This window comes from Citrobacter freundii complex sp. 2025EL-00176, assembly GCF_053309355.1.
Genome location: NZ_JBRYHT010000003.1, coordinates 274,810 through 300,024, shown reverse-complemented (window position 1 = coordinate 300,024; position 25,215 = coordinate 274,810). Strand labels below are relative to the sequence as shown.

The following is a 25,215-nucleotide window of genomic DNA, read 5'->3' as shown; positions in this document are numbered from 1 at the left end:
TTATTCTCCCCGTGAGTCAGCGTTATCTTTCTTCTGCTGACGACCCAGTTCACGAACCGCCATCACGCTGACGCCGGCAACCAGTCCTACTACGCCGCCAAGCAGCCCAATAGCCCCAGCTGAAATGTTGCCGCCTTCTTTCATGTTGACATCAGGCTTCTCTGAACGCGGGGTTTGGTTTTCCACATGAGCAAGCTGGTGAATACCTTTATGGAAACCGACGCCTTCTTCGTTACAACCGTAGCAAGGGTGACCGATTGCTACCGGCCAGACGCCGCCAACATCGCAGAACTGCAGCGTTGAGCAGTTACCGTAGGTTTCTGGTCCTTTACAGCCCAGATGGTAGAGACACCAGCCTTCACGGTGGCCTTCATCGCCAAACTCTTTCGCAAAGCGGCCTGCATCGAAGTGCGGGCGACGTTCGCAATGTTCGTGAATCAAACGACCATAGGCGAATGTTGGACGGTTTTTGGTATCCAGCTTCGGCGGCTTACCGTAAGTGATGATATGCGCGACCGTTGCCAGGAAGTTATGCGGGTTCGGCGGACAGCCGGGAATGTTGATGATGGTTTTGCCTGGCAGAACTTCCTGCAAGCCGACTGCACCCGTTGGGTTAACGCCAGCGGCAGCAACACCACCCCACGCGGCGCAAGAGCCGATGGCAATGATAGCGGCTGCGCCTTCAGCGGCCCGGCGGATATGGTCCACGATCGGCTCACCGGCAACCATGCAGTAAATACCATTATCTTTCAGTGGGATAGAACCATCTACAACCAAAACATATTGCCCCTTGTACTTCTCAAGAGCGTTATGTTTATTCTCTTCAACCTGATGGCCGAAGGCGGCAGAGAGTACCTCGTGGTATTCCAGGGAGATTGTCTCCAGGACGAGGTTTTCCACTGTAGGGTGTGTCGCACGAAGCAGCGATTCAGTACAACCCGTACACTCCTGAGCACCAATCCAGATAACCGGTGGGCGCTGAGGGCGGGAAACTGATTCGGCCATTTCTGCGGCGGCTTTGCTACTGAGCCCCATGGTAGCGGCCAGTGCTGCACAAAGCTTCATGAAATCACGGCGATTGATGCCGTTCGAATTGATGAGAGAGTTATCTCCAGTCATTTTATAGTTATTCCGTTGCGAAGACCTGGCTTTTTATTTTGCACCATTCGCATGTTGCATATTGCGATCGGCGCGCCATTTACCACACTTTTTATATGGTTATGTGCGATATAATACTTCGACGGAGCAACAAAACGAAGGCGTAGGTCAATAGTGTAATTAATTAAAGCAAGATAATACCCCTTTCGGATCAAGCTTCGAGCCGATAGCCGGCCATGAAAAAGCGAATTGTTGTACTGGACTGGTTCTCTTTAAAGAAATCCATCACCATCTCCTTATCCAGTCCATAGCGACGCGTCAGGATGCCCGCTTCCCAGGCGCTGAGCTGTCGATCTCCTGTTTTTTCAAACATTCGATGTGAAAACCCCAGTACAAAACCGCGTTTATAATCCGCGCAAAAATGCGCCACCGAACGTGCGCTATCCGCATTTGCCGCGTTTAATCCAGCCATCAGGCCTTTACCAAAATGGTTGTCCATGCATAACCTCCAATCGCTATATAATAAATTATATAGCGATTTTTTAAGCAAAGACCAGAGGTATCAGGGACTTTTTTGTGCCAGCTTAAAACGACACCCAGTCATCCGTTTTAGCTGTTGCAGAAGTTTTGCGTTCTGCGGAAGGGGAAGCGGTCGCAGTGGCAGCGAATTGCACGTCGTTAGCTGACAGACGGAACTGTTGCACCGAACGTTGCAGATCTTCCGTTTGCCGTTCCAGCGCCACTGCTGCGGCGGAAACCTGTTCGACCAGCGCGGCGTTCTGTTGCGTGACGCTGTCCATCTGCGTGATCGCCACGCTTACCTGTGAGATGCCCTTGTTCTGTTCTTCCGAAGCAGAGGCGATTTGTTTCATGATGGTGGTAACTTCGGTCGCACCGCGCAGAATCGCCTCCATCGTTAATCCGGTCTCTTTAACCAGACGAGCGCCCTGATCGACACGACGCGACGATTCGCCGATCAGTGTCTCAATCTCTTTTGCCGCTCCGGCGCTACGGCTGGCAAGATTACGCACCTCACCGGCAACTACAGCAAAACCGCGCCCCTGCTCGCCCGCTCTGGCCGCTTCAACCGCCGCGTTAAGCGCCAGAATATTGGTCTGGAAAGCAATGCTGTTAATCACTGAGGTAATTTCCGCGATCTGTTTAGAACTGGCGGCAATGCCGTCCATGGTCTCAACCACTTCTGAAACCAACGAACTGCCTTTACCTGCCGTTTCTGTCGCCGTATCAGCGAGTTGGCTGGCCTCACGCGCATTTTCGGCGTTCAGTTTTACCGTTGCGGTCAATTGCTCCATGCTGGCGGCGGTCTCTTCCAGCGCCGCAGCCTGCTCTTCAGTACGTGAGGAGAGGTCGTTATTACCGGTGGAAATTTCCGTCGCCCCTCGCCAGATGTTGTCACTACCAGAACGAATGGTACTCACGGCTTCGCGCAGGCTGTCCTGCATCGCGCACAGTAACGGCACCAGTTGGCCCACGCAGTTACGACCAAAATCTTCAATAGAATGGCTGAGATCGCCCTGCGCAATCTGTTGAAATTGTTGGCGAATACGTCCCAGAGGTTTCACCATCATGGCGACGAGATAGCGGTCGGTAAAGAACAGGAGAGCAATACCGAGAATTACGGCGGTAATAATCAGCGTCCGGATGATAGACGTTTTGCCATCGACCATCACGCGGGTGCTATCGAGCCTTTCACCCGCAGTGGTGTTAAAACGCTCAGCACTGGCGCCAAATTCACGGCTCAGGGCGGGCGTAACGGTGCTGGCATGCTCCGCAAAGGCCGTGAGCGTACCCTGCTGCGCCAGTTGCATTTGTGGGATCACGCCGTTGTCCAGCAGCGCCTGCCACTTGGTTAGCACCGCCGCGGCGACTTCCGGATCCATGGGGCCCGGAGACAATGTTTTCATCTCCTGGAGTTTTTTACTCATATTCTCCAGGGACTGTTGCGCCGGCGCAAAATCCGGCGTTCCGCCGCTCATTTTGACATCCATTGCGCGACTTAACCGCGTCACAAAACGAAAATATTGATCGTTACCCTGGCTGAGAACCGTCATCTGATGGACGAGATGACGGTCAATATCATTGCCTTCTGATATTTTTGATAAAGAATGAAGACTGAATAAACCCACGCCCGACCACAGCAGGCAAAAAAGTCCCAGTATTGCCAACATGACAATACGAATAGTGAAGTTTTTCAGCAAACGCATAATAATTTCCTTGCCGTTGATGAGGAATTCGCCATCAGGCGATACTTATCCTTGTTATCGGCAGACGGTAGAGAAGATATAATGCGTTCTTTATTTTTTTACTTTCTTAAGTCCAACCAATATCTCTCCAGACGATATCAACATGAATGCTAATGAAATTAGCTAGCATTATTATTCAGATAACTCACCTAAATTATTTAATAATGCTTTGTTTTTTATCGTAAATATTTATTAAACCCTGCAAGAGTGCGCTCCCACGCTAAATCAGCGGCAGCTTTATCATAACGACAGGTCGGATCATTATGAAAACCGTGATTAACGCAGGGAGATATATAGCCTTCACAGGCAGGTCTCCTTCAATAACTCGCGTAACGAATTCTGCCCAGTTTTTCATCCCAGTGTGACCTGTGAACGGAATATTCACCGAGAACCCGCTAGAATAGAAACGCTGTTTCGAAATTCACCTGCACTAAGGAGATCTCATGGCCTGGTTTGCCAATCCTGAACGTTACGAGCAGATGCTCTATCGCTACTGTGGACGCAGCGGTTTACGCTTACCCGCGCTGTCGCTGGGTTTGTGGCACAGTTTTGGGCACGTTCAGGCGCTGGAGTCACAGCGCGCCCTGCTGCGTAAAGCCTTTGATTTAGGCATCACCCACTTTGATTTGGCCAATAACTATGGGCCGCCTCCAGGCAGCGCAGAAGAGAATTTTGGCCGTTTATTGCGCGAGGATTTTGCACAATATCGAGATGAGTTGATCATCTCCACCAAGGCGGGCTACGACATGTGGCCAGGGCCGTACGGTTCTGGTGGTTCGCGTAAATACCTGCTTGCCAGCCTTGACCAGAGCCTGCAACGCATGGGTGTCGACTATGTCGATATCTTCTACTCGCACCGCGTGGACGAAAATACGCCAATGGAAGAGACCGCCTCAGCGCTGGCCCATGCGGTGCAAAGCGGTAAAGCGCTGTACGTCGGTATCTCATCCTATTCCCCGGAACGAACGCAAAAGATGGCCGAACTGCTGCGGGAATGGAAAATTCCGCTTCTTATCCACCAACCCTCTTACAACCTGCTTAATCGCTGGGTAGACAGCAGCGGCTTGCTGGATACGCTGGAAGCTAACGGCATGGGCTGCATTGCCTTTACGCCTCTGGCCCAGGGACTGCTGACGGGGAAATACCTCAACGGCATCCCGGAGGGTTCACGTATGCAGCGTGAAGGGAAAAAAGTTCGTGGGCTGACAGAAAATATGCTGACGGAAGCAAACCTTAGCAGCCTGCGTTTGCTCAATGAGATGGCGCAACAGCGCGGACAGTCGATGGCGCAAATGGCCTTAAGCTGGCTGCTGAAAGACGGCCGGGTCACGTCGGTATTAATTGGCGCCAGCCGACCGGAGCAACTGGAAGAGAACGTTCAGGCATTGGCTAATCTGACGTTCAGCGCTGAAGAACTGGCGCAGATCGATAAACACGTCGCAGACGGTGAGCTGAACCTGTGGCAAGCCTCATCTGACAAATAGCCGTTTGTCACTCCGTGCCGGGTAGCAATGAAGATCTACCCGGCCATGGTAACGCGCTATAATCTTATACGTCTTCTGCTTTGATCTGTGGACGCTGGTATTCCGGCCACACCAGTGCGACGAGCGCAGGGTAAGCCTCCAGACTGAACTCTCTGAAACACTGACGTAAGTTGAGCACGTCCAGATCGGCATGCGGGACCTTCTCCCCGCTAAGACAGCGTTTTTTTATATTGTCGTAATATTTATACACCGCCGAGTTAAGGTCGCTACAACGCCGCTGCGCATCAAATAAGCCTGGCGTCTCATTCAGCTCCACCATCGTCATCCGTTTGATCGTCGAGTGGATAAAATCGATATATTCGTGATTAACGCGCCAATACCATACCGGGGTAATCGAATTCATCAATACAGAAAAATGATCTTCACCCTCTTCTTTACTCAAGATTTCCGGCTGATGTCCAGCATTACCATTTTCTGCATAGCGGTTTTTATTTGCGCTGCGCATCAACAACAGTACCCCGCAGGTAAGCAATAGCAGGGTAATAACAGAATAAAATATACTGTTCATATACTGGCTCCATTTTTTTTGATTTTAAAATTACGCCATGCTATTGTCAACGCAGCCTGACATATTAAAAACAATACAGTATTGGCATCAAAGGATATTTCAACATGCTTCCCGAGCATCTTGTTCCCGCGCATTATCATTTGTCTCAAACATCGACTAATACAATCCCCACAGAAAATAGTGAAAATTTGACTCAGGGAAAGAGAACATTAAGCGATTATGAAGCAGATATTTTGATCAGCGCTACAGCGACCGGCCAGGCGCGCAATATGTTGTTTGAAGAGTGCGACCGTCATTTAAAAGAACGTTTGTTTTGCGCGGCAAAGATTGAGTCATTCACTCGCTTGCTCAATTCATTGCAAGCCGAGGGCGACATTAACGCACAAGAATTAAGTAAAATTTTGACCGAAAAAACAGCCATCATCAATGAGCAAGGAAATAAAATTTGGCTTAATTTAATTACCCGCGAAACCAGCGATCCTATTTTTTATTCTCTGGAAGAGAAATAAAATGAAAGATGTTGAGGATAATAATGTTTATTTGGCTTTAGATGACCATAAAAGTGATGAGTTTGTCTTAAAGCAGAATTTAGCCATCCTGATTGCCAATAAAAACGCGACGCTGGAAAGCGTTGCCCAAGAGATGGTTTCTATACCCGCCGCACTGGTGCGGATGAAATGGCAAAATCGCCGTGAAATTTATGCGCTACAGGCGAAAGAAGAGATCTATGGCGCCGCGATTGAGGCCATCATCGCCCAACAACCCGAACTGCGGGACAAAATCATGGCCCGGCTGGAGAGCACCTACCAGCATATACTCGCGCGAGAAACGGCCACCTTACGCCTGACGCGCAAGCTGTCCGAAGGCAACTACGAACCGACCAGGATAACCACGGTCGCATTGGATGAAAACAGATAAGAACAGGTTTGTGGGGCGTGGAATCAGGATAAGCAGGCCGGGTAGGTGAAAACCACTACCCGGCAAGAAAGCTACTTCGCTTTCACGGTCTCTTCACCGACCAGACCAATCTTCAGGAAACCCGCCTGATGCAGCGTGTCCATTACCTTCATCATGGTTTCATAATCGACGGTCTTATCCGCGCGGAAGAAAATCGTGGTGTCTTTTTTCCCTTCTGTCAGCGTATTTAGCTCGCTAATCATGGTTTCATCCGTCACCTGATTGTTGCCGATAAACATACTCTTATCGGCTTTGACTGACAGATAAACCGGTTTTTCGGGACGCGGCTGCGGCGTACTGGTGGAGGCAGGGAGATTCACCTTCACATCCACTGTTGCCAACGGCGCGGCCACCATAAAGATGATCAACAGAACCAACATAACGTCGATAAACGGCGTCACGTTGATTTCATGCATTTCACCGTTATCGTCCAGGTTTTCATTAAAGCTCATTGCCATGGAACATTACCCTACACGTAATTTCTGCGCGGCACGTACCGGATGCGCGGAGGCGCTTGCGTTCAGGTCCAGATCGCGACTTTGCAGCAACAGCACCTGCGCCGCGACATCGCCCAGCATCGCTTTATAGCTGCCAATCTGACGTGCGAAAATATTGTAGATGACGACCGCAGGAATTGCCGCAACCAGACCAATCGCGGTCGCTAACAGCGCTTCTGCAATGCCCGGCGCAACAACGGCCAGGTTGGTAGTTTGGGTTTGTGCAATCCCGATGAAGCTGTTCATGATGCCCCATACCGTACCGAACAGCCCCACGAAAGGCGAGATAGCCCCGATGGTGGCCAGGTATCCGTTACCGCGTCCCATATGACGTCCAACTGCCGCCACACGACGCTCCAGACGAAAACCGGTGCGTTCTTTAATACCTTCGTTGTCGTCACTGCCTTCCGACAGTTCCAGCTCGTTCTGCGCTTCGTTAATCAACTGTGCGCCCAGGCTTTTAGCATCGAATCCTGCGGCAATCTCGCTTGCCTGGTCTAAAGAGCGGGCATCCGCCAGCAGTTGCTGTTCACGCTTAAGACGGCGTTTCTGAGTAAAGAACTCAAGGCTCTTACTAAAGAAGATAGCCCAGGTGACCACTGACGCTAAAATCAGCCCAATCATCACGCACTTAACAACGATATCGGCGTGCTGATACATACCCCAGACGGAAAGGTCCGTCTGCATCAAATTATTACCCACTCTGTATCTCCAGGACGCAAATCACAAAATCTAAGCGTAATCATATCAAAACAACGTCGAATTGATAGTCGTTCTCATTACTATTTACATATTGCCGCACCTTTGGTTTCTTTTCCTTGCGCTTACGCAGTAAAAAAGTCACCAGAAGCATTTTGAGATTATTTTCTACTGTATGGCCGTTCTGCAGGATGCGTCATCTTTGATTCATGGTAGTTTAGACATCCAGACGTATAAAAACAGGTAATACACCATGGCAGACAAACAACTTGAAACCAAACTCGTGCACGCAGGACGCAGTAAAAAGTACACGCTGGGCTCGGTAAATAGCGTGATCCAGCGCGCTTCTTCGCTGGTGTTTGACAGCGTTGAGGCCAAAAAGCAGGCCACGCGCAACCGTGCTAACGGTGCGCTTTTCTACGGACGTCGCGGTACCCTGACGCATTTTTCGCTGCAGGAAGCCATGTGCGAACTGGAAGGCGGCGCGGGTTGCGCGTTGTTCCCTTGCGGCGCGGCGGCCGTCGCCAACACCATCCTTGCCTTTGTTGAACAAGGCGATCATGTGTTGATGACCAATACCGCCTATGAACCCAGCCAGGACTTCTGCACCAAAATTCTCGGCAAACTTGGCGTCTCAACGGGCTGGTTTGATCCATTAATTGGCGCCGATATTGTGAAGCACATTCAGCCGAAAACCAAAGTTGTCTTTCTGGAATCACCCGGCTCCGTCACCATGGAGGTACATGATGTGCCGGCAATTGTTGCCGCCGTCAGAAGCGTTGCGCCTGATGCTGTGATCATGATTGATAACACCTGGGCTGCCGGCGTACTGTTCAACGCGCTGGATTTCGGTATTGATATCTCGATTCAGGCGGGTACGAAATACCTGATTGGTCATTCCGACGGCATGGTCGGCACTGCGGTATCCAATGCCCGTTGCTGGGATCAACTGCGCGAAAATGCCTATCTGATGGGACAAATGCTGGACGCCGATACCGCCTATATGACCAGCCGTGGATTACGCACGCTGAGCGTACGCTTACGTCAGCATCATGAAAGCAGCTTAAAGGTCGCCGAGTGGCTGGCCAGCCACCCACAGGTCGCCCGCGTAAATCACCCGGCGCTGCCCGGCAGTAAAGGCCATGAATTCTGGAAACGTGATTTTACCGGCAGCAGCGGGCTATTCTCCTTTGTATTGAATAAGAAGCTTAATAATGAAGAGCTGGCCGCGTATCTGGATCACTTCAGCCTGTTCAGCATGGCCTACTCATGGGGCGGTTTTGAGTCGCTGATTCTCGCCAACCAGCCGGAACACATTGCGGCAATCCGTCCGCAAGGCGAGGTGGACTTCAGCGGAACGCTTATCCGTTTGCATATCGGTTTAGAGAATGTTGACGATCTGATTGCCGATTTAGCCGCAGGATTTGCCCGAATCGAGTAACATTGCCATAGATGGACATATATGCAGACACTTCTGGTGGAAAAGTCTGCAATTGTTGCGTCCGGGATCAAGGCATCCCGGACAATTCAGGAGTACAATCCACACATAAACGCTGTTCCACAGGAAAGTCCATGGTAGTTATTCAAGATATTGTCTCCGCGCTCTGGCAACACGACTTTGCCGCGCTGGCGGATCCACACGTTGTGAGCGTGGTGTACTTCGTAATGTTCGCCACACTGTTTTTAGAAAATGGCCTGCTGCCCGCCTCCTTTTTACCCGGAGACAGCCTGTTATTGCTGGCTGGGGCGCTGATCGCTCAGGACGTGATGAGTTTTTTACCTACCATAGCTATTCTGACCGCCGCCGCCAGCCTGGGCTGCTGGCTGAGTTACATTCAGGGACGCTGGCTGGGCAACACGCGCACGGTAAAAGGCTGGCTGGCACAATTACCTGAAAAATATCATCAGCGCGCCACCTGCATGTTTGACCAACACGGCCTGATGGCGCTGCTGGCCGGGCGCTTCCTGGCGTTCGTGCGCACCTTACTGCCGACCATGGCGGGAATTTCAGGGCTGCCCAACCGTCGATTCCAGTTTTTTAACTGGCTGAGCGGCCTGCTGTGGGTCACCGTCGTCACCAGCTTCGGCTATGCGCTGAGCATGATCCCGTTCGTTAAACGCCATGAAGATCAGGTGATGACCTTTTTAATGATCCTACCGATTGCCCTGTTAACCGCAGGTCTGTTGGGAACCCTGTTCGTGGTGATTAAAAAAAAATACTGTAGCGCCTGAATCGCATCCGTAGGCCGGATAATCTCCGGCATTTTGCCTTATGACGCGCAGCTGTAAGGCCTACGGTGTTCCTGTCGGGTTTACAAGAAATCAACTCCCCTGCATCATCCGAATTCTGGCTGCATCTTCCCCCGGCGTCACGCCAAAGAAACGTTTGAATTCCCGACTGAACTGCGATGCGCTCTCATAGCCGACACGCATGGCTGCCGCACTGGCCTTCATCCCGTCATGAATGATCATCATCCGCGCTTTATGCAGACGATAGCTTTTAAGATATTGCAGCGGCGACGTGCTGGTCACCGCTTTAAAATTATGATGAAACGCCGACACGCTCATGTTCGCCTCTGCCGCCAGCTGTTCTACATTGAGATTTTCGGTGTATTTGGTTTCAATCCGCTTCAGCACCCGGCTTATCAAGCTGAAATGCGTCTGACGACTGACCAGCGCAAGTAACGCGCCACCGCGCGGCCCGGTCAGTACATGGTAGAGGATCTCGCGAATGATCTGTTTGCCCAGAATACGCGCATCCAGCGGGCGCTCCATCACATCCAACAGGCGCTCAGCGGCGCAAAGAATGTCGTCTGAAAGCGTCGCGGAGTTAATCCCACTGGCCGCCATGGCGGGCTGAAACAGCTCATCTTCCCCAATGTCCATCAACAGCTCCTGCAATTGCAGGATATCGACATTCAGGTAGATTCCAGCCAACGGAACCTCCGGTGTCGCATACGTTTCACATTCAAAGGGTAAAGGTACGGTTAGCAGCAAGTATTCATTGGCGTCATAACGAAACACACGTTCATTGATATAACCAATTTTATGTCCAGAGAAGAGAAATATGATGCCTGGCTGATACATGACCGGTGTGCGCGCCGCCGGCACCGTTCCGTGTAGAAGGCGGACATCTGGCAGCAATGCACTGAGTTTGTTTTCATTGTTTTTCAGCTGCTTAATTTTATCTGTCAGCAGAAGGCAGATCTCTTCACGGTTCATAAAGCACCATTTCATCATCGGTTTTCGACCCTGACATCATGCGCAGATTTATCCGTTTTCTCCAGTAGTCTGTAGAAATGGGCAAGACATCGGCAGAAATGAGCATTGAGAGCGGCGCGGCTGGCGACCACAATGTTCATCATCCGGCAGACACTCTCCTGCCCTCTTTTTTACCCACACAAGGGAACGAGCAATGAACAATTTTAATCTCCATACCCCAACCCGAATTCTCTTCGGTAAAGGCGCTATTGCCGAACTGCGCGATCAAATCCCTCAGGATGCTCGCGTACTGATTACCTACGGCGGCGGCAGTGTGAAAAAAACCGGTGTCCTGGCACAGGTTCAGGATGCACTTAAAGGCCTGGACGTGCTGGAGTTTGGCGGTATTGAGCCGAACCCGTCTTATGAAACGCTGATGAATGCGGTAAAGATCGTGCGTGATGAGAAAGTAACGTTCCTGCTGGCCGTGGGCGGCGGTTCGGTACTGGATGGCACCAAATTCATCGCGGCAGCAGCACAGTACGCTGACGGCATCGATCCATGGCGTATTCTGGAAACGCACGGCAACGACGTAACAAGCGCCATCCCGATGGGCTCCGTATTAACCCTGCCCGCCACCGGTTCTGAATCTAACTCCGGCGCGGTCATCTCGCGGAAAACCACCGGCGACAAACTGGCCTTTATGACCCCGTTTGTGCAACCGGTATTTGCCGTACTGGACCCGGTTTACACCTATACCCTGCCGCCACGTCAGGTTGCGAATGGCGTCGTAGATGCCTTCGTGCATACCGTTGAGCAGTATGTCACTTATCCGGTCGACGGGAAAATTCAGGATCGCTTTGCCGAAGGCATTCTGCTTACGCTGATCGAAGAAGGTCCGAAAGCCTTGCAGGAGCCGGAAAACTACAACGTGCGTGCGAACGTCATGTGGGCGGCAACCCAGGCGCTGAACGGCCTGATTGGCGCAGGCGTACCGCAGGACTGGGCAACCCATATGCTGGGCCACGAACTGACCGCGATGCATGGTCTGGATCATGCGCAAACGCTGGCCATTGTTCTGCCTGCGCTGTGGAATGAAAAACGCGATACCAAGCGTGCCAAACTTCTGCAATACGCAGAGCGTATCTGGAATATCACCGAAGGTTCCGACGACCAGCGTATCGACGCCGCCATTGCCGCCACCCGTGCTTTCTTCGAACAAATGGGCGTACCAACCCGCCTGTCTGACTACGGCCTGGACGGTAGCTCCATCCCGGCGTTGCTGGAAAAACTGCAAGCGCACGGCGGTACGAAACTGGGTGAGCATCAGGACATTACGCTCGACGTCAGCCGTCGGATTTACGAAGCTGCTCGTTAAGGTTTTTTAAGCTCCGCCTCGTTTTTGGCTATTTATACTCTAAATAATTCGAGTTGCATAAAGGCGGCAAAGGAGAGAATCCCCAGGAGTTTACATAAGTAAGTGACTGGGGTGAACGAGTGCAGCCAACGCATATGCAGCTTGAAGTATGACGAGTATAGGCCAGACTTAAGTCACACCTAACTCACCGGGGCTTGCTCCGGTGAACTCAATTCATGGGGGGAATTATGACCAGTCCAACCATTATCAAGCTACAGGATGGTAACGTCATGCCGCAACTGGGCCTGGGGGTCTGGAAGGCAAGCAACGAAGAAGTCATTACCGCTATCCATAAAGCGCTGGAAGTGGGTTATCGTTCGATTGATACCGCTGCCGCGTACAAAAACGAAGAAGGTGTCGGCAAAGCGATACGTGATGCGGGCGTGCCGCGGGAAGAGTTATTCATCACCACCAAGCTGTGGAATGATGATCAGAAACGCGCCCGCGAAGCCTTGCTCGAAAGTATGGAGAAACTCCAGCTCGATTACCTCGATCTTTACCTGATGCACTGGCCTGTTCCGGCGATCGATCACTACGTTGAAGCGTGGGAAAACATGATCGATCTGCAAAAAGAAGGGCTGATTAAGAGCATCGGCGTGTGCAACTTTCAGATCAATCATCTCCAGCGCCTGATCGATGAAACTGGCGTTCCTCCGGTGATCAACCAGATAGAACTGCACCCGCTTATGCAGCAGCGCCAGCTTCATGCCTGGAACGCCACGCATAAGATCCAGACCGAATCCTGGAGCCCATTGGCGCAGGGCGGCCAGGGCGTCTTCGATCAAAAAATCATCCGTGACCTCGCAGAGAAATATGGCAAATCACCGGCGCAGATTGTCATTCGCTGGCACCTGGATAGCGGTCTGGTGGTTATTCCGAAATCGGTGACGCCTGCCCGTATCGCAGAAAACTTTAACGTCTGGGACTTCCGCCTGGATAAAGAAGAATTAGGCGAAATCGCGAAACTCGATCAGGGCAGACGACTGGGACCAGACCCGGACCAGTTCGGCGGTTAATCTCTTCTCTCCGGCCCGACACTCCCGTCGGGCCTTGCTGGTAATGAAATATCAGGAAACAATTAACATACATATATTGATGTATTTCTTGCAGTCGCTGGAGCAGCATTACGCAACATAACCTGTTAATTATTCAATAAATATATTCATATCATGAATATATTTACCACACCTATAGGTGCGTAACCGTGGCTGATAAAAAAAGCAATGGCGTCAAATGGCTCCCATTAATTCTTATAGTACTGATTTCTGCCGGTCTCTGGCAGCTTACGCCCCCCACTGGGTTAAGTGCGCCAGCCTGGCATTCGGCAATTATCTTCGTCGCCACCATCGCCTCTATTGTGGCGAAAGTATTACCCATCGGCGCGGTCGGCATTATTGGTATTACGGTATTCGCGCTCGCCTATGCTGCCGGGGATAAAACCGCCAGCGGCGCCATCACCACGGCACTCAGCGAACTGAACAGCTCACTTATCTGGCTTATCGTCGTGGCTTTTATGATTGCCCGTGGGTTTATCAAAACCGGCCTCGGACGACGCATTGCGTTGCAGATGATCCGCCTGCTCGGCAAGCGCACGCTGGGGCTCGCCTACGGTCTGGCTTTTGCCGATCTGATCCTCTCTCCCGCTATGCCGAGTAATACGGCGCGCTGCGGCGGCGTCATCTATCCGATTGCCGACTCTCTGGCGCGTAGTTTCCATTCGAACCCGGAAGATGAGTCCCGCAGTAAAATCGGCACCTTTCTTATCACCTGTATTGGCAACGTCAACGACGTGACGGCAGCACTGTTTATGACCGGCTATACCGGTAACCTGCTGGCAGTAAAACTGGCGGCCAACGCCGGGGTTACGCTGACCTGGGGCGGCTGGTTTATGGCGGCGCTGCTACCTTGTCTGGTCTCTTTGCTGCTCGTTCCGCTATTGGTCTACTGGCTGGTCCGTCCGGAAATCAAACACACGCCGGATGCCCCTAACCTGGCCCGCAAAGAGCTGGCGGAAATGGGCCGCATGTCACGCGGGGAATGGCTGATGCTGGCAACCGTCGGCGTACTGCTGGTGCTGTGGATTTTTGGCGATACGCTGGGCGTCGACGCCACCACCGCCTCGTTTGTAGGACTGTCGATTTTATTGCTGAGTGGCGTACTGAGCTGGGAAGATGTCAAAAGTGAGAAAGGCGCATGGGACACGTTGATTTGGTTTGCCGCGCTGCTGATGATGGCGAATCAGTTGAAAAAACTGGGCTTCACCACCTGGTTTGGTAATCTGATCGGCGATAGCCTGAGCAGTACCATGCACGGGACCAGCTGGGTGATCGTCCTGCTGCTGCTTAACGCCGCCTATTTCTATACCCACTACTTTTTTGCCAGCGGCAATGCGCAGATTGCCGCGCTGTATGCCGTTTTCCTCGGCGTCGGGCTACATCTGAATATTCCCGCTGCCCCCACGGCGTTAATGCTGGCCTTCACCAGCAGTTTGTACTGCTCGCTCACCCAGTACACTCACGCTCGCGGCCCAATTCTGTTTGGTGCCGGGTACGTTCCAACGGGCGTCTGGTGGCGCACAGGATTTATCATCAGCCTGTTTAACCAGGCGGTCTTTATTACCGTGGGTCTGATGTGGTGGAAGGTGTTGGGTCTGTACTAAACTGACTGCGTCCTGACGAAGACCTTACCTACGGAGAAAAGGAATGACCTGTATTTTCTGTCAAATTGTTGAAGGCAAAGCGCCCTGCCATAAGGTATGGGAAGACGAGCACCACCTGGCTTTTCTGTCGATTTTCCCGAACACCGACGGTTTTACCGTAGTGATCCCGAAAAAGCACTACCCCAGCTATGCCTTCGACATGCCACCGCAGGCGTTAGCGGACCTGATGCTGGCGACCCAAAAAGTGGCTAAGAAACTGGATAAGGCTTTCCCGGATGTCAGTCGTACGGGAATGTTCTTCGAAGGTTTCGGCGTAGACCATGTGCACAGTAAACTAAGCCCCATGCACGGTACTGGCGATTTAACACACTGGAAACCGATTGAATCGCGGCAGAACAAATTTTTCGAGCAGTATGAAGGATATCTGTCGTCACACGATCATGAACGGGCTGATGACGAAAAACTGGCCGCATTAGCGGCCAGAATACGTGAGGCATAAATACTGAGCACTTCTGGCGGATAGCGGTGCAAGCACCTTATCCGGCCTACTGTCTTTCAAGCCTGGTAAGCATTTCACCACCGGGCATGACAGATTAACGTCCCGCCACTTTCCCGCGTTTTTTGTTCGCAGCAGGCGTCTGACGCTGGTGCGCCACTGGCGTGTGTTTGGTCAGCGCCGGACGGGTATGACGGTTCTGGCGACGCGCTTCACGCATCTCTTCCAGCGTAGGCGCCGGAACCAGACATTCGCGACGACCGCCGATCAGATGCTTTTTACCCATATCTTCCAGCGCCTGGCGGATTAACGGCCAGTTGGCTGGATCGTGGTAACGCAACAGGGCTTTATGCAGACGACGCTGCTTATCACCTTTCGGCACCACCACGTCTTCACTCTTATAACCAATTTTACCCAACGGGTTCTTCCCGGTGTAATACATGGTTGTGGAGTTCGCCAACGGCGATGGATAGAAGTTCTGCACCTGATCCAGACGGAAACGGCGTTGCTTCAGCCACAGCGCCAGATTCACCATATCCTCGTCACGCGTACCCGGGTGCGCGGAGATAAAATACGGGATCAGGTACTGCTCTTTACCGGCCTGTTTAGAGTAGGTATCGAACAATTCCTTGAAGCGATCGTAGCTGCCCATCCCCGGCTTCATCATCTTCGACAGCGGGCCTTCTTCAGTATGCTCTGGTGCAATCTTCAGATAGCCGCCTACGTGATGGGTTGCCAGCTCTTTGATATAGCGAGGATCTTCAACCGCGATGTCGTAACGCACCCCGGATGCGATGAGGATCTTTTTAATGCCTTTGAGATCACGCGCCCGGCGGTAGAGGTTAATCGTCGGCTCGTGGTTAGTATCCATATGCGGACAAATATCCGGATAGACGCATGACAGACGACGGCAGGTCTGCTCCGCACGCGGTGACTTACAGCGCAGCATATACATGTTCGCCGTTGGGCCGCCGAGATCGGAAATCACCCCGGTAAAGCCCGGAACCGTGTCGCGAATGGCTTCGATTTCATTGATGATCGAATCTTCAGAACGGCTCTGGATAATACGGCCTTCGTGCTCGGTTATTGAACAGAACGAGCAGCCACCAAAGCAGCCACGCATAATGTTGATCGAGAAACGGATCATCTCATAGGCCGGAATACGGCTGTCGCCATACGCCGGATGCGGTACACGTTTGTACGGTAACGCAAAGACGCTATCCATCTCTTCGGTAGACAGCGGAATGGCAGGCGGGTTGATCCAGATGTAGCGATCGCCATGTTTTTGCATCAGCGCACGCGCGCAGCCTGGGTTGGTTTCATGGTGCAGGATACGCGACGCATGTGCATATAACACTTTATCGCCCTTCACTTTTTCGAAGGACGGTAGCAGCACGTAGGTTTTTTCCCACGGTTTCGGACGCGGCGGCTGCACGGTGACCGCTTTCGCTTCCTGCTTTTTCGGTGCGACAGGTTTGTTATCCGCACACGGCAGATCTTCACCGTAAGGGTGCGGGATCGGGTCAATCTTGCCCGGCGTGTCGAGACGCGTGGAATCCACCCCACTCCAGCCCGGCAACGCTTCTTTAACCATAATTGCGGTGTTACGCACATCGCGGATCTGATCGATAGTCTCCCCCATCGCCAGACGATGCGCCACTTCCACCAGCGGACGTTCGCCGTTGCCGAACATCAGCATATCGGCTTTAGAATCCACCAAAACGGAGCGGCGAACGGTATCAGACCAGTAGTCGTAGTGCGCGGTGCGGCGCAGGCTGGCCTCAATGCCGCCAAGAATAACCGGTACATCTTTCCATGCTTCTTTACAGCGCTGGGTATAGACCAGCGTGGCGCGGTCCGGGCGTTTACCCGCCACGTTGTCCGGCGTGTAGGCATCATCATGGCGCAGTCGGCGATCGGCGGTGTAACGGTTGATCATCGAGTCCATGTTGCCTGCGGTCACACCAAAGAACAGGTTCGGCTTGCCCAAACGCATAAAATCGTCTTTGTTGTTCCACTCCGGCTGGGCGATGATCCCCACGCGGAACCCTTGCGCTTCCAGCATACGACCACAAATCGCCATACCAAAGCTTGGATGGTCGACGTAGGCATCGCCGGTAACCAGAATGATGTCGCAGCTATCCCAGCCAAGTTGGTCCATTTCGTCACGTGACATCGGCAAAAACGGTGCCGGGCCAAAACAGGCAGCCCAGTACTGCGGCCAGGAGAAAAGGTCTCTGTCCGGTTGGATCAGGGATATTGCGCTCATAGTGCTTCCAAAAATGGTAAAAAAATAATCAAAGGCCGGGGATTATACGCTGGATCAACAGGGGAAATGAAGGAGTATTGTGAAGATGTTAAATATCATCTCTGGAGGCGCTTCGCTGGCCCGCGCTGCGGCTTTTTACTCTGTCCGTGCCGGATAAGACAAAACCGTCATCCGGCACGGGAATACACGTTACGGCGCCGGATTCACCAGAATCTGTCCGATAGATCCCCGGTCCGCCATTTCCAGCGTCTGGCTGTTAAAGTAGAACGGGAAATGCGCCCAGGAAGGCTGACCGTAATAAACCAGTAGCTCGACCTGACCATCTACCCAAACGGTATCTTTCCAGCCTCTGTCTTCCGGGAACGGCATCGCGCCGTTCACATTACGGATCAGGAACGAGACGCCCTCAATATGGAAAGACTGCGGCATATCCGCCCGCACAGTCCAGCGCTCCCAGGTGCCCTGCTGCGAGGTAATATCCATGCGGTTGACGTCCCACAGCTGACCGTTGATGCCCGGATCGTCATCCAGACTGATATCACGGCTGCGAATCGGCGAGCCGCTGAGGATCTCCGTGGGCAGCAGGCGCATTGGCAGGCTGTCAGTCACCAGCGGCAGGAGGCCGGTTGGTCGCAAAGTCAGTACCAGCGTGGAGATAAGAATACTCGATGGTTCAAAGAATCCGCGGATCCTGTCGACAATGCTGGCCGCCTCGCCACAGGTAATAGAGACCTCATTACCGTTAGTCATATCCACCAGGATCTCACGACGTTCGCCTGGCGCCAGCGAAAGCTGTTTCAATGAAACAGGCGCAGGTAAAAAGCCCTGATCGCTGGAAATCACATGCAGTGCGCGGCCATCACTCATTTGCAGTTGGTAGCGACGCGAGTTTGAGGCGTTCAGCAAACGCAAGCGTACCCAGCCGCGGGAGACTTCGACATAAGGACTTTGCGCCCCATTCACCAGAAGCGTATCCCCAACAAAACCACCGCTGCCGGGTTCGCTGTATTCCGGCGTACCAAAGTTGTCCAGACGCTTGTCCTGGATAATGATCGGAAAATCATCCACGCCATAATGGTTGGGAATGGACAGGGATTTACTGACCTCATCTTCAACCAACCACATCCCGGCAAGACCGTTATAAACCTGCTGAGCAGTACGATTTGGCGTATTGGCGTGATACCACAGCGTGGCGGCATTCTGGCGAATCGGCAGCACTGGCGCCCAGTCCGCATTAGGGGACATCATGCGCGCCGGGCCCCCCATCAGCGGGCCTGGTACCTGTAATCCGGCGACGGTCATCGAGACATTTTCTGTCAGACGATTGCTGTAGATAAGCTTGACGTCATCCCCTTTCCAGACACGAATTGTCGGTCCCAGGTAGCGCCCGTTAATTCCCCAGACAGGCGCGCGTGTGCCTTGTGTAAAAGACCAATGCGCGCGTTGCAGCGTCATAAATAACGGCTGCCCCCGACGCGACTCCAGCAGTGGAGGCACGGGTAACGGTTGTTGCTGACCGGCAGCATTAGCCTTCAGCGGAACGGCACCTGCACACAGTGCAATCCCCGATGCCTGAATGAACTGACGCCGACTGAATGACATATATACTCCATGAAAAACTGGCGATTAACACGCAGGAAATCTTTTCCTGTAAAAAACCCGAATTGTGCGGATTAAACCTTACCGGCGGCTTCCCGCTCGGCAACTTCTTTATCGAGTTCTGCGATTTTTTGTTCCATCAGCGTGCGGCAATGCGCTGCCAGTTCACGAACCTGATCTTTACCAAAGTGGCTAATATCCACCGGCGGCAACATCTCGACAATCGCCAGGCCATTATTGAGTCGGTTTAATTTTATCTTGTTCGAGGTTGTAGAAACGCACACCGGAATGACCGGAACGCCTGCAGCAATCGCCGCATGGAACGCGCCGGTTTTAAACGGCAGCAGACCGCGACCACGGCTGCGCGTTCCTTCCGGGAACATCCAGATAGAAATACGACGTTTTTTGAAATGGTTCACCACGGCCGCAATGGTACTGTGCGCTTTGGCGCGGTTGTTTCTGTCGATCAACAGGTTACCGGTTAACCAGTACAGCTGCCCGAAGAAAGGGATCCACAGCAGGCTTTTCTTACCTACCGTCACCGTCGGCGGCTGAACGATATTTGCAGCGGTAACCATGTCGTAGTTGTTCTGGTGGTTGCAAATATAGATAGCATTACCATAGTTCTGCGCATCCGCAGGCATACGGCACTCGACCTTCAGGCCATAAAGGGGGGCCAGGCGGCCAAACATATGACCGAACGTTGCAACGTGTTTTGGATTTCGTGGGCTGAACAGACAGTATATACAACCGAAAATACAGACCAGAATGCAGTAAATAACAGTAATGATTAAACGAAAAATATATAACATAACAACCTCTAAGGCCTAAGAGCCTGGCATTTTACGTCACCGGATGCATAACTCAGCATCAGGTTAGGGCTTTGTTAAGAGCGGCTCTCTGGAAAAGCGTATTGTTAATCGCAACGCACGAATAAACAACGGTTTTACGGGAAATTTTAACGTTGGCTCTCCCTGAGCGAAAGCAGGGAGAGCCGGGCAGTCGCGTTATTCTTCGCTGTCGCCCTGACTGGCGCGTCGAGGCGAGTCAATTTCAATGCGATCGATACGCTGTAGACCACGCATCAGCGTGCCGCGACGACCACGTTCGCCGGTTACTTTCTGCAACTCTTCAGGACGCAGTTTAATTTTGCGTTTACCGACGTGGATAGTCAGCGTGCTTTGCGGCGGTAGCACATAGAGCTGCGCCAGGCCATCTTCGCCTTTCGCCGCTTCTGCTGAAGGGATATTGATAATCTTGTTCCCTTTGCCTTTCGACAGTTGCGGCAAATCGCTCACCGGGAACATCAACATGCGACCGGCTTGGGTGATCGCCAGCAGCATATCGGTTTCATCTTCAATCACCACCGGCGGCATAACGCGCGCATTTTCTGGCAGCGTAATCAATGCCTTACCTGCACGGTTACGTGCTACCAGATCGTTAAAGGTACAGACAAAACCGTAGCCCGCATCGGATGCCATCAGCAGTTTCTGATCGTCGCCTTCCATCAGCATATGCTCCACCGTCGCGCCCGGCGGCAGCGTGAGCTTACCGGTCAATGGTTCGCCCTGACCACGAGCCGACGGCAGCGTAATCGGGTCGATGGCGTAGCTGCGTCCGGTCGAGTCAACGAACACCACCGGCTGGTTGCTCTTACCCTTCACTGCCGACTTAAAGCTGTCGCCCGCTTTATAGCTTAATCCTGGCGCATCAATGTCGTGGCCTTTGGCGCTACGCACCCAACCACTCTGGGACAATACAATGGTCACCGGCTCAGACGGCAGCATGTCGTGTTCGCTCATCGCCTTCGCTTCTTCGCGTTCCTGCAGCGGGGAGCGGCGATCGTCGCCATAAGCATCGGCATCGGCCTGCAGCTCTTTCTTCAGCAGGTTACTCATTTTACGCTCGGAAGCGAGAATGGCCTGCAGTTGATCGCGCTCTTTCGCCAGCTCATCCTGCTCACCGCGGATTTTCATCTCTTCGAGTTTGGCAAGGTGGCGCAATTTCAGCTCAAGGATGGCTTCGGCCTGCGTTTCAGAAATGCCAAACCGCGACATCAGCTCCGGCTTAGGTTCATCTTCATGACGAATAATCTCGATCACTTCGTCAATGTTGAGGAACGCCACCAGCAAACCTTCAAGGATATGCAGGCGCTTAAGCACTTTTTCCAGACGATAGTTCAGGCGACGACGCACGGTATCACGGCGGAACGCCAGCCATTCGGTGAGGATCTCCAGCAGGTTTTTCACCGCCGGGCGACCGTCGAGACCGATCATGTTCAGGTTGATACGGTAGCTTTTTTCCAGATCGGTGGTGGCAAACAGGTGGTTCATCACCTGTTCCATATCCACACGATTAGAGCGCGGGACAATCACCAGACGGGTCGGATTTTCATGATCCGATTCGTCGCGCAGGTCGTCTACCATCGGCAGCTTTTTATTGCGCATTTGAGCGGCGATCTGCTCCAGCACTTTTGCCCCGGAAACCTGATGCGGCAGCGCGGAAATCACTACTGCACCGTCTTCTTTCGTCCATACCGCGCGCATACGCACGGAGCCGCGTCCGTTTTCGTAAATCTTACGAATTTCCGCACGCGAAGTAATAATCTCGGCTTCGGTCGGGTAATCCGGCCCCTGCACGATATCCAGCAGTTGATCGAGCGTCGTTTTCGGCTGCTCAATCAGCGTAATCGCCGCTTTGGCGACCTCTCGCAGGTTATGCGGTGGAATATCCGTCGCCATACCAACGGCAATACCGGTCGTACCATTCAGCAGAATATTTGGCAGACGCGCAGGCAGCATCTTTGGCTCCTGCATGGTGCCGTCGAAGTTTGGCACCCAGTCCGACGTTCCCTGGCCGAGTTCACCCAGCAGGACTTCCGCATATTTAGACAGGCGGGATTCGGTATAACGCATCGCCGCGAAGGATTTGGGATCGTCCGGCGCCCCCCAGTTCCCCTGGCCATCAACCAGCGGATAACGGTAAGAGAACGGCTGCGCCATCAGCACCATCGCTTCATAGCAGGCGCTATCGCCGTGTGGGTGATATTTACCCAGCACGTCACCGACGGTACGGGCGGATTTTTTAAATTTGGCGCTGGCATTCAGCCCCAGTTCGGACATCGCATACACAATGCGACGCTGAACGGGTTTCAAACCATCGCCAATAAATGGCAACGCCCTGTCCATGATGACGTACATGGAGTAGTTCAGATAGGCGTTTTCCGTGAATTCATGCAGCGCCAGGCGCTCTGCCATATCGCTCATTAATCGTGGTTCCTCAACTTTGTACCCCTCTATTGAAGGGCAATATTGCCGCAGATACTACCCTATCTGGCGTGTTGAGTCACAAAGAAAAGGGCCGCGAATGCGGCCCTGATGGGGATTATTTAGCAACTTTGCTAATCTGTTTCACGTCGATTTCAACGGAGTTCCAGTCTTTATCCACTTCACCCTGGATCTCAACCACATCCTGCGGCGTTACGGTTACGCCGTTCCAGCGCTTATGGTCAATATCCACATTCACCGTGCCGGTCGCATCTTTAAACACATACAGATCGTCGGAAATACGCTCAACGATGTTCCCACGCAAGGTAACCCATGCGTCATCACGCAGCGATTTCGCACTTGCTACCGTCGTGATGCTGCCGTTCGGGCCGACAAACCCGCCGCTTTGGCTTTGTGTGGTCGTCGTTGGCCCAGAGAAGCCGCCCTGCTGCGCTGCCAGAACAGGTGCGGAACACAGTGCCATTACGGCAACCATTGCAGCTAATTTTTTCATCGTCATGTCTCCCTTTCATGTTGGTTTACGACTATTAAATAAGTTAATCCTTAACAAGTTCTTAAGGAAAAAAAAGATTCTTTTTTGCTGTACAGATGCGGCGGCGACAAGGTTTACTGACGGCAAAGAGAGTTATCGCAGGGAAGAATATATGCGCATTTTACTGGTTGAAGATGATACGTTGATCGGCGATGGCCTTAAAACCGGTCTGAGTAAAATGGGTTTTAGCATCGACTGGTTTACCGAAGGACGTCAGGGGAAAGAAGCGCTCTACAGCGCCCCGTATGATGCGGTAATCCTCGACCTGACGCTGCCAGGCATAGACGGACGAGACATCCTGCGCGAATGGCGAGCCAACGGGAAGCAGGAACCGGTGCTGATTCTGACCGCCCGCGACGCGCTGGCGGAACGTGTTGAAGGCTTACGCCTGGGCGCGGATGACTATCTGTGTAAACCCTTCGCGTTGATCGAAGTTGCCGCCAGGCTGGAGGCGCTGGTGCGTCGCGCCAGCGGCCAGGCCAGCAACACATTACGCCATGGCGAGGTGACGCTCGATCCCGGCGCGCTGGTCGCCACGGCGGCGGGCGAACCGTTGTCTCTTAAGCCCAAAGAGTTCGCGCTGCTGGAGCTACTTATGCGCAACAAGGGCCGCGTCCTGCCCCGCAAACTGATTGAGGAAAAACTGTATACCTGGGACGAAAACGTCTCCAGCAATGCGGTTGAAGTACACGTCCATCACTTACGCCGTAAGCTCGGCAGCGACTTTATCCGTACCGTGCATGGCATTGGCTACACCCTGGGTGACGCATGAAACTCGCACAACGCCTCAGCCTGCGCGTCAGGCTAACGCTTATATTCATGATTTTGGTTTTAGTGACCTGGCTGATTTCCAGCTTTGTCGCCTGGAAGCAAACCACCGATAACGTGAATGAGATGTTCGACACGCAACAGATGCTGTTCGCCAAACGCCTTATCACGCTGGATCTCGATGAACTCAAAGCCTCTGAACGCATCGCGCATACCCCGAAAAAATTCAAACATGGTCATATTGACGACGATGTACTAACCTTTGCGGCCTACACGCCAGAAGGGAAAATGGTTCTTCACGATGGCGACAATGGTCAGTACATTCCCTATAGCTATCGCCGGGAAGGTTTTGACGATGGCTATCTGAATGGCGACAACGATAAATGGCGTTTTGTCTGGCTGACTTCCGCAGATAAAAAGTATCGAATCGTTGTCGGCCAGGAATGGGAATATCGTGAAGATATGGCTTTAGCGATTGTGACAGCGCAATTGGTACCGTGGTTGGTCGCTTTGCCGCTGATGCTGTTAATCCTGATTGTGTTGTTAAGTCTTGAACTTAAACCCCTGAAAAAACTAGCGCAGGCGCTACGTTTACGCGATCCGGAATCAGAAGAACCGCTCAGTTTGAAAGGCATTCCTGGCGAGGTCCGCCCGTTAGTTGAATCACTCAACCAACTTTTCACCCGAATTCATACCACCATGGTGCGTGAACGGCGCTTTACTTCAGATGCCGCTCACGAGTTGCGTAGTCCGTTGACGGCGCTGAAAGTGCAAACCGAAGTGGCGCAACTGTCTGACGATGACCCTCAGGCAAGGCAAAAAGCCTTAATGCAGATGCAGGCCGGGATCGATCGCGCCACGCGTCTGGTCGATCAGTTACTGACGCTTTCGCGCCTTGACTCCCTCGACAATCTTCAGGATGTGGCGGAAATCTCGCTGGAGGAGTTGCTGCAATCTTCGGTGATGGATATCTACCATTCGGCCCAGCAAGCGTATATTGACGTACGGTTGCAGATTAACGCGCACGGCATCACATGTACTGGACAACCGCTGTTACTCAGCCTGATGGTGCGAAATCTGCTGGATAATGCGATTCGCTATAGTCCCCGGGGAAGCATTGTGGAAGTGACGCTCAACGCCCGCAATTTTAGCGTCAAAGATAATGGTCCAGGTATTGCGCCGGAAGTTCTGCTGCACATTGGAGAACGCTTTTATCGCCCACCGGGGCAAAGCGTGACCGGCAGCGGTCTGGGGCTGTCAATTGTCCGTCGTATTGCGACCTTACACGGAATGTCAGCCTCGTTTGGTAATGCTCCGCAAGGTGGCTTTGAAGCTAAAATCAGTTGGTAACTGCGTTATTATTGCGCGGTCAGCAAAAGACTTTGCACATTTTGCTAATTTCACCGTACCGATCATCAGC

The 25,215-nt window shown here is 52.6% G+C and carries 23 protein-coding genes and 1 pseudogene; 11 read left to right on the top strand and 13 right to left on the bottom strand.

Annotated elements, in window-relative coordinates; genetic code table 11:
* The 4 genes and pseudogenes from hybO to ACVXHP_RS10385 all read right to left on the bottom strand — a co-directional run.
* Complete coding sequence (hybO, locus tag ACVXHP_RS10400) at nucleotides 1-1,119, bottom strand: hydrogenase 2 small subunit (protein WP_016154493.1); 1,119 nt, start codon at nucleotides 1,117-1,119, stop codon at nucleotides 1-3.
* A 190-nt stretch (nucleotides 1,120-1,309) separates the two neighbouring features.
* Nucleotides 1,310-1,597, bottom strand: a complete 288-nt coding sequence (locus ACVXHP_RS10395) for a DUF2623 family protein (RefSeq protein ID WP_200009029.1) — start codon at nucleotides 1,595-1,597, stop codon at nucleotides 1,310-1,312.
* An 85-nt stretch (nucleotides 1,598-1,682) separates the two neighbouring features.
* Nucleotides 1,683-3,323 (bottom strand): methyl-accepting chemotaxis protein, encoded by a 1,641-nt coding sequence (locus ACVXHP_RS10390; protein ID WP_200009030.1) that lies wholly within the window; start codon nucleotides 3,321-3,323, stop codon nucleotides 1,683-1,685.
* Between the two features lie 215 nt (nucleotides 3,324-3,538).
* Nucleotides 3,539-3,649 (bottom strand): annotated as a pseudogene (locus tag ACVXHP_RS10385) (dienelactone hydrolase family protein); the annotation flags it as partial.
* Between the two features lie 156 nt (nucleotides 3,650-3,805).
* Here ACVXHP_RS10385 and ACVXHP_RS10380 point away from each other — a divergent pair.
* The gene (locus tag ACVXHP_RS10380; RefSeq protein WP_447571390.1) at nucleotides 3,806-4,846 is read left to right on the top strand and encodes an aldo/keto reductase; all 1,041 of its coding nucleotides are present in this window, start codon (nucleotides 3,806-3,808) and stop codon (nucleotides 4,844-4,846) included.
* A gap of 64 nt (nucleotides 4,847-4,910) precedes the next feature.
* On the opposite strand, the gene ACVXHP_RS10375 is transcribed toward ACVXHP_RS10380, so the two are convergent.
* Nucleotides 4,911-5,414, bottom strand: a complete 504-nt coding sequence (locus tag ACVXHP_RS10375; protein ID WP_200009032.1) for an ESA_00282 family adhesion-associated protein — start codon at nucleotides 5,412-5,414, stop codon at nucleotides 4,911-4,913.
* Between the two features lie 104 nt (nucleotides 5,415-5,518).
* Between ACVXHP_RS10375 and ACVXHP_RS10370 the strand changes: the two genes are divergently transcribed.
* Together ACVXHP_RS10370 and ACVXHP_RS10365 are read left to right on the top strand one after the other, a co-directional pair.
* Nucleotides 5,519-5,923, top strand: coding sequence for a hypothetical protein (locus ACVXHP_RS10370; RefSeq protein WP_447571389.1), 405 nt, complete (start codon nucleotides 5,519-5,521; stop codon nucleotides 5,921-5,923).
* A 1-nt stretch (nucleotide 5,924) separates the two neighbouring features.
* On the top strand, nucleotides 5,925-6,332 hold the full coding sequence (locus ACVXHP_RS10365) for a cytoplasmic protein (protein ID WP_200009034.1): 408 nt from the start codon (nucleotides 5,925-5,927) through the stop codon (nucleotides 6,330-6,332).
* Between the two features lie 71 nt (nucleotides 6,333-6,403).
* Here the strand turns inward: ACVXHP_RS10365 and exbD are convergent, their stop codons facing one another.
* Both exbD and exbB read right to left on the bottom strand, forming a co-directional pair.
* Nucleotides 6,404-6,829, bottom strand: a complete 426-nt coding sequence (gene exbD / locus ACVXHP_RS10360) for a TonB system transport protein ExbD (RefSeq protein ID WP_165406987.1) — start codon at nucleotides 6,827-6,829, stop codon at nucleotides 6,404-6,406.
* Between the two features lie 6 nt (nucleotides 6,830-6,835).
* Entirely contained in the window at nucleotides 6,836-7,570 is a 735-nt protein-coding gene (gene exbB / locus ACVXHP_RS10355; RefSeq protein WP_200009035.1) for a tol-pal system-associated acyl-CoA thioesterase, read from the bottom strand.
* Between the two features lie 250 nt (nucleotides 7,571-7,820).
* Between exbB and metC the strand changes: the two genes are divergently transcribed.
* Both metC and yghB read left to right on the top strand, forming a co-directional pair.
* Nucleotides 7,821-9,008, top strand: coding sequence for a cystathionine beta-lyase (gene metC / locus ACVXHP_RS10350; protein WP_447571388.1), 1,188 nt, complete (start codon nucleotides 7,821-7,823; stop codon nucleotides 9,006-9,008).
* Between the two features lie 131 nt (nucleotides 9,009-9,139).
* Complete coding sequence (gene yghB, locus ACVXHP_RS10345; protein WP_003024510.1) at nucleotides 9,140-9,799, top strand: DedA family general envelope maintenance protein YghB; 660 nt, start codon at nucleotides 9,140-9,142, stop codon at nucleotides 9,797-9,799.
* A 90-nt stretch (nucleotides 9,800-9,889) separates the two neighbouring features.
* Here yghB and ACVXHP_RS10340 read toward each other — a convergent pair whose 3' ends face one another.
* Nucleotides 9,890-10,789, bottom strand: a complete 900-nt coding sequence (locus ACVXHP_RS10340; RefSeq protein WP_304702164.1) for an AraC family transcriptional regulator — start codon at nucleotides 10,787-10,789, stop codon at nucleotides 9,890-9,892.
* Between the two features lie 193 nt (nucleotides 10,790-10,982).
* Here ACVXHP_RS10340 and yqhD point away from each other — a divergent pair, with 193 nt between their 5' ends.
* The 4 genes from yqhD to ACVXHP_RS10320 all read left to right on the top strand — a co-directional run bounded on the left by yqhD (nucleotide 10,983) and on the right by ACVXHP_RS10320 (nucleotide 15,343).
* On the top strand, nucleotides 10,983-12,146 hold the full coding sequence (yqhD, locus tag ACVXHP_RS10335) for an alcohol dehydrogenase (protein WP_200009037.1): 1,164 nt from the start codon (nucleotides 10,983-10,985) through the stop codon (nucleotides 12,144-12,146).
* A gap of 227 nt (nucleotides 12,147-12,373) precedes the next feature.
* Complete coding sequence (gene dkgA, locus ACVXHP_RS10330; RefSeq protein ID WP_447571387.1) at nucleotides 12,374-13,201, top strand: 2,5-didehydrogluconate reductase DkgA; 828 nt, start codon at nucleotides 12,374-12,376, stop codon at nucleotides 13,199-13,201.
* A 188-nt stretch (nucleotides 13,202-13,389) separates the two neighbouring features.
* Nucleotides 13,390-14,844, top strand: a complete 1,455-nt coding sequence (locus ACVXHP_RS10325) for a DASS family sodium-coupled anion symporter (protein WP_038633882.1) — start codon at nucleotides 13,390-13,392, stop codon at nucleotides 14,842-14,844.
* 43 nt (nucleotides 14,845-14,887) lie between these two features.
* Nucleotides 14,888-15,343, top strand: coding sequence for an HIT family protein (locus tag ACVXHP_RS10320; protein ID WP_042310999.1), 456 nt, complete (start codon nucleotides 14,888-14,890; stop codon nucleotides 15,341-15,343).
* A 94-nt stretch (nucleotides 15,344-15,437) separates the two neighbouring features.
* On the opposite strand, the gene ACVXHP_RS10315 is transcribed toward ACVXHP_RS10320, so the two are convergent.
* The 5 genes from ACVXHP_RS10315 to ACVXHP_RS10295 form a co-directional block, all read right to left on the bottom strand.
* On the bottom strand, nucleotides 15,438-17,609 hold the full coding sequence (locus ACVXHP_RS10315; protein WP_003024532.1) for a YgiQ family radical SAM protein: 2,172 nt from the start codon (nucleotides 17,607-17,609) through the stop codon (nucleotides 15,438-15,440).
* 189 nt (nucleotides 17,610-17,798) lie between these two features.
* Nucleotides 17,799-19,211 (bottom strand): cell division protein FtsP, encoded by a 1,413-nt coding sequence (gene ftsP / locus ACVXHP_RS10310; RefSeq protein ID WP_447571386.1) that lies wholly within the window; start codon nucleotides 19,209-19,211, stop codon nucleotides 17,799-17,801.
* Between the two features lie 71 nt (nucleotides 19,212-19,282).
* Nucleotides 19,283-20,020, bottom strand: a complete 738-nt coding sequence (plsC, locus tag ACVXHP_RS10305) for a 1-acylglycerol-3-phosphate O-acyltransferase (protein ID WP_043017631.1) — start codon at nucleotides 20,018-20,020, stop codon at nucleotides 19,283-19,285.
* A gap of 195 nt (nucleotides 20,021-20,215) precedes the next feature.
* Nucleotides 20,216-22,474 (bottom strand): DNA topoisomerase IV subunit A, encoded by a 2,259-nt coding sequence (gene parC / locus ACVXHP_RS10300; protein WP_200009040.1) that lies wholly within the window; start codon nucleotides 22,472-22,474, stop codon nucleotides 20,216-20,218.
* Nucleotides 22,475-22,592: 118 nt separating this feature from the next.
* Entirely contained in the window at nucleotides 22,593-22,988 is a 396-nt protein-coding gene (locus ACVXHP_RS10295; RefSeq protein WP_038633899.1) for a YgiW/YdeI family stress tolerance OB fold protein, read from the bottom strand.
* Between the two features lie 151 nt (nucleotides 22,989-23,139).
* On the opposite strand from ACVXHP_RS10295, the gene qseB reads away from it, so the two are divergent.
* The gene (gene qseB / locus ACVXHP_RS10290) at nucleotides 23,140-23,799 is read left to right on the top strand and encodes a quorum sensing response regulator transcription factor QseB (protein ID WP_032940770.1); all 660 of its coding nucleotides are present in this window, start codon (nucleotides 23,140-23,142) and stop codon (nucleotides 23,797-23,799) included.
* The gene (qseC, locus tag ACVXHP_RS10285; RefSeq protein ID WP_447571385.1) at nucleotides 23,796-25,145 is read left to right on the top strand and encodes a quorum sensing histidine kinase QseC; all 1,350 of its coding nucleotides are present in this window, start codon (nucleotides 23,796-23,798) and stop codon (nucleotides 25,143-25,145) included. The genes qseB and qseC overlap by 4 nt, the downstream gene beginning before the upstream one ends.
* Nucleotides 25,146-25,215: the final 70 nt, after the last annotated feature.

Coding starts and splice junctions, on each gene's coding strand:
- ACVXHP_RS10370 (WP_447571389.1), top strand. CDS start 5,519: ATGCTTCCCGAGCATCTTGTTCCCGCGCATTATCATTTGTCTCAAACA.
- ACVXHP_RS10320 (WP_042310999.1), top strand. CDS start 14,888: ATGACCTGTATTTTCTGTCAAATTGTTGAAGGCAAAGCGCCCTGCCAT.
- ACVXHP_RS10390 (WP_200009030.1), bottom strand. CDS start 3,323: ATGCGTTTGCTGAAAAACTTCACTATTCGTATTGTCATGTTGGCAATA.
- plsC (WP_043017631.1), bottom strand. CDS start 20,020: ATGTTATATATTTTTCGTTTAATCATTACTGTTATTTACTGCATTCTG.
- ACVXHP_RS10395 (WP_200009029.1), bottom strand. CDS start 1,597: ATGGACAACCATTTTGGTAAAGGCCTGATGGCTGGATTAAACGCGGCA.
- qseC (WP_447571385.1), top strand. CDS start 23,796: ATGAAACTCGCACAACGCCTCAGCCTGCGCGTCAGGCTAACGCTTATA.
- ACVXHP_RS10295 (WP_038633899.1), bottom strand. CDS start 22,988: ATGAAAAAATTAGCTGCAATGGTTGCCGTAATGGCACTGTGTTCCGCA.
- ACVXHP_RS10315 (WP_003024532.1), bottom strand. CDS start 17,609: ATGAGCGCAATATCCCTGATCCAACCGGACAGAGACCTTTTCTCCTGG.
- exbD (WP_165406987.1), bottom strand. CDS start 6,829: ATGGCAATGAGCTTTAATGAAAACCTGGACGATAACGGTGAAATGCAT.
- ACVXHP_RS10365 (WP_200009034.1), top strand. CDS start 5,925: ATGAAAGATGTTGAGGATAATAATGTTTATTTGGCTTTAGATGACCAT.
- ftsP (WP_447571386.1), bottom strand. CDS start 19,211: ATGTCATTCAGTCGGCGTCAGTTCATTCAGGCATCGGGGATTGCACTG.
- ACVXHP_RS10340 (WP_304702164.1), bottom strand. CDS start 10,789: ATGAACCGTGAAGAGATCTGCCTTCTGCTGACAGATAAAATTAAGCAG.
- yqhD (WP_200009037.1), top strand. CDS start 10,983: ATGAACAATTTTAATCTCCATACCCCAACCCGAATTCTCTTCGGTAAA.
- qseB (WP_032940770.1), top strand. CDS start 23,140: ATGCGCATTTTACTGGTTGAAGATGATACGTTGATCGGCGATGGCCTT.
- yghB (WP_003024510.1), top strand. CDS start 9,140: ATGGTAGTTATTCAAGATATTGTCTCCGCGCTCTGGCAACACGACTTT.
- hybO (WP_016154493.1), bottom strand. CDS start 1,119: ATGACTGGAGATAACTCTCTCATCAATTCGAACGGCATCAATCGCCGT.
- dkgA (WP_447571387.1), top strand. CDS start 12,374: ATGACCAGTCCAACCATTATCAAGCTACAGGATGGTAACGTCATGCCG.
- parC (WP_200009040.1), bottom strand. CDS start 22,474: ATGAGCGATATGGCAGAGCGCCTGGCGCTGCATGAATTCACGGAAAAC.
- ACVXHP_RS10375 (WP_200009032.1), bottom strand. CDS start 5,414: ATGAACAGTATATTTTATTCTGTTATTACCCTGCTATTGCTTACCTGC.
- ACVXHP_RS10380 (WP_447571390.1), top strand. CDS start 3,806: ATGGCCTGGTTTGCCAATCCTGAACGTTACGAGCAGATGCTCTATCGC.
- metC (WP_447571388.1), top strand. CDS start 7,821: ATGGCAGACAAACAACTTGAAACCAAACTCGTGCACGCAGGACGCAGT.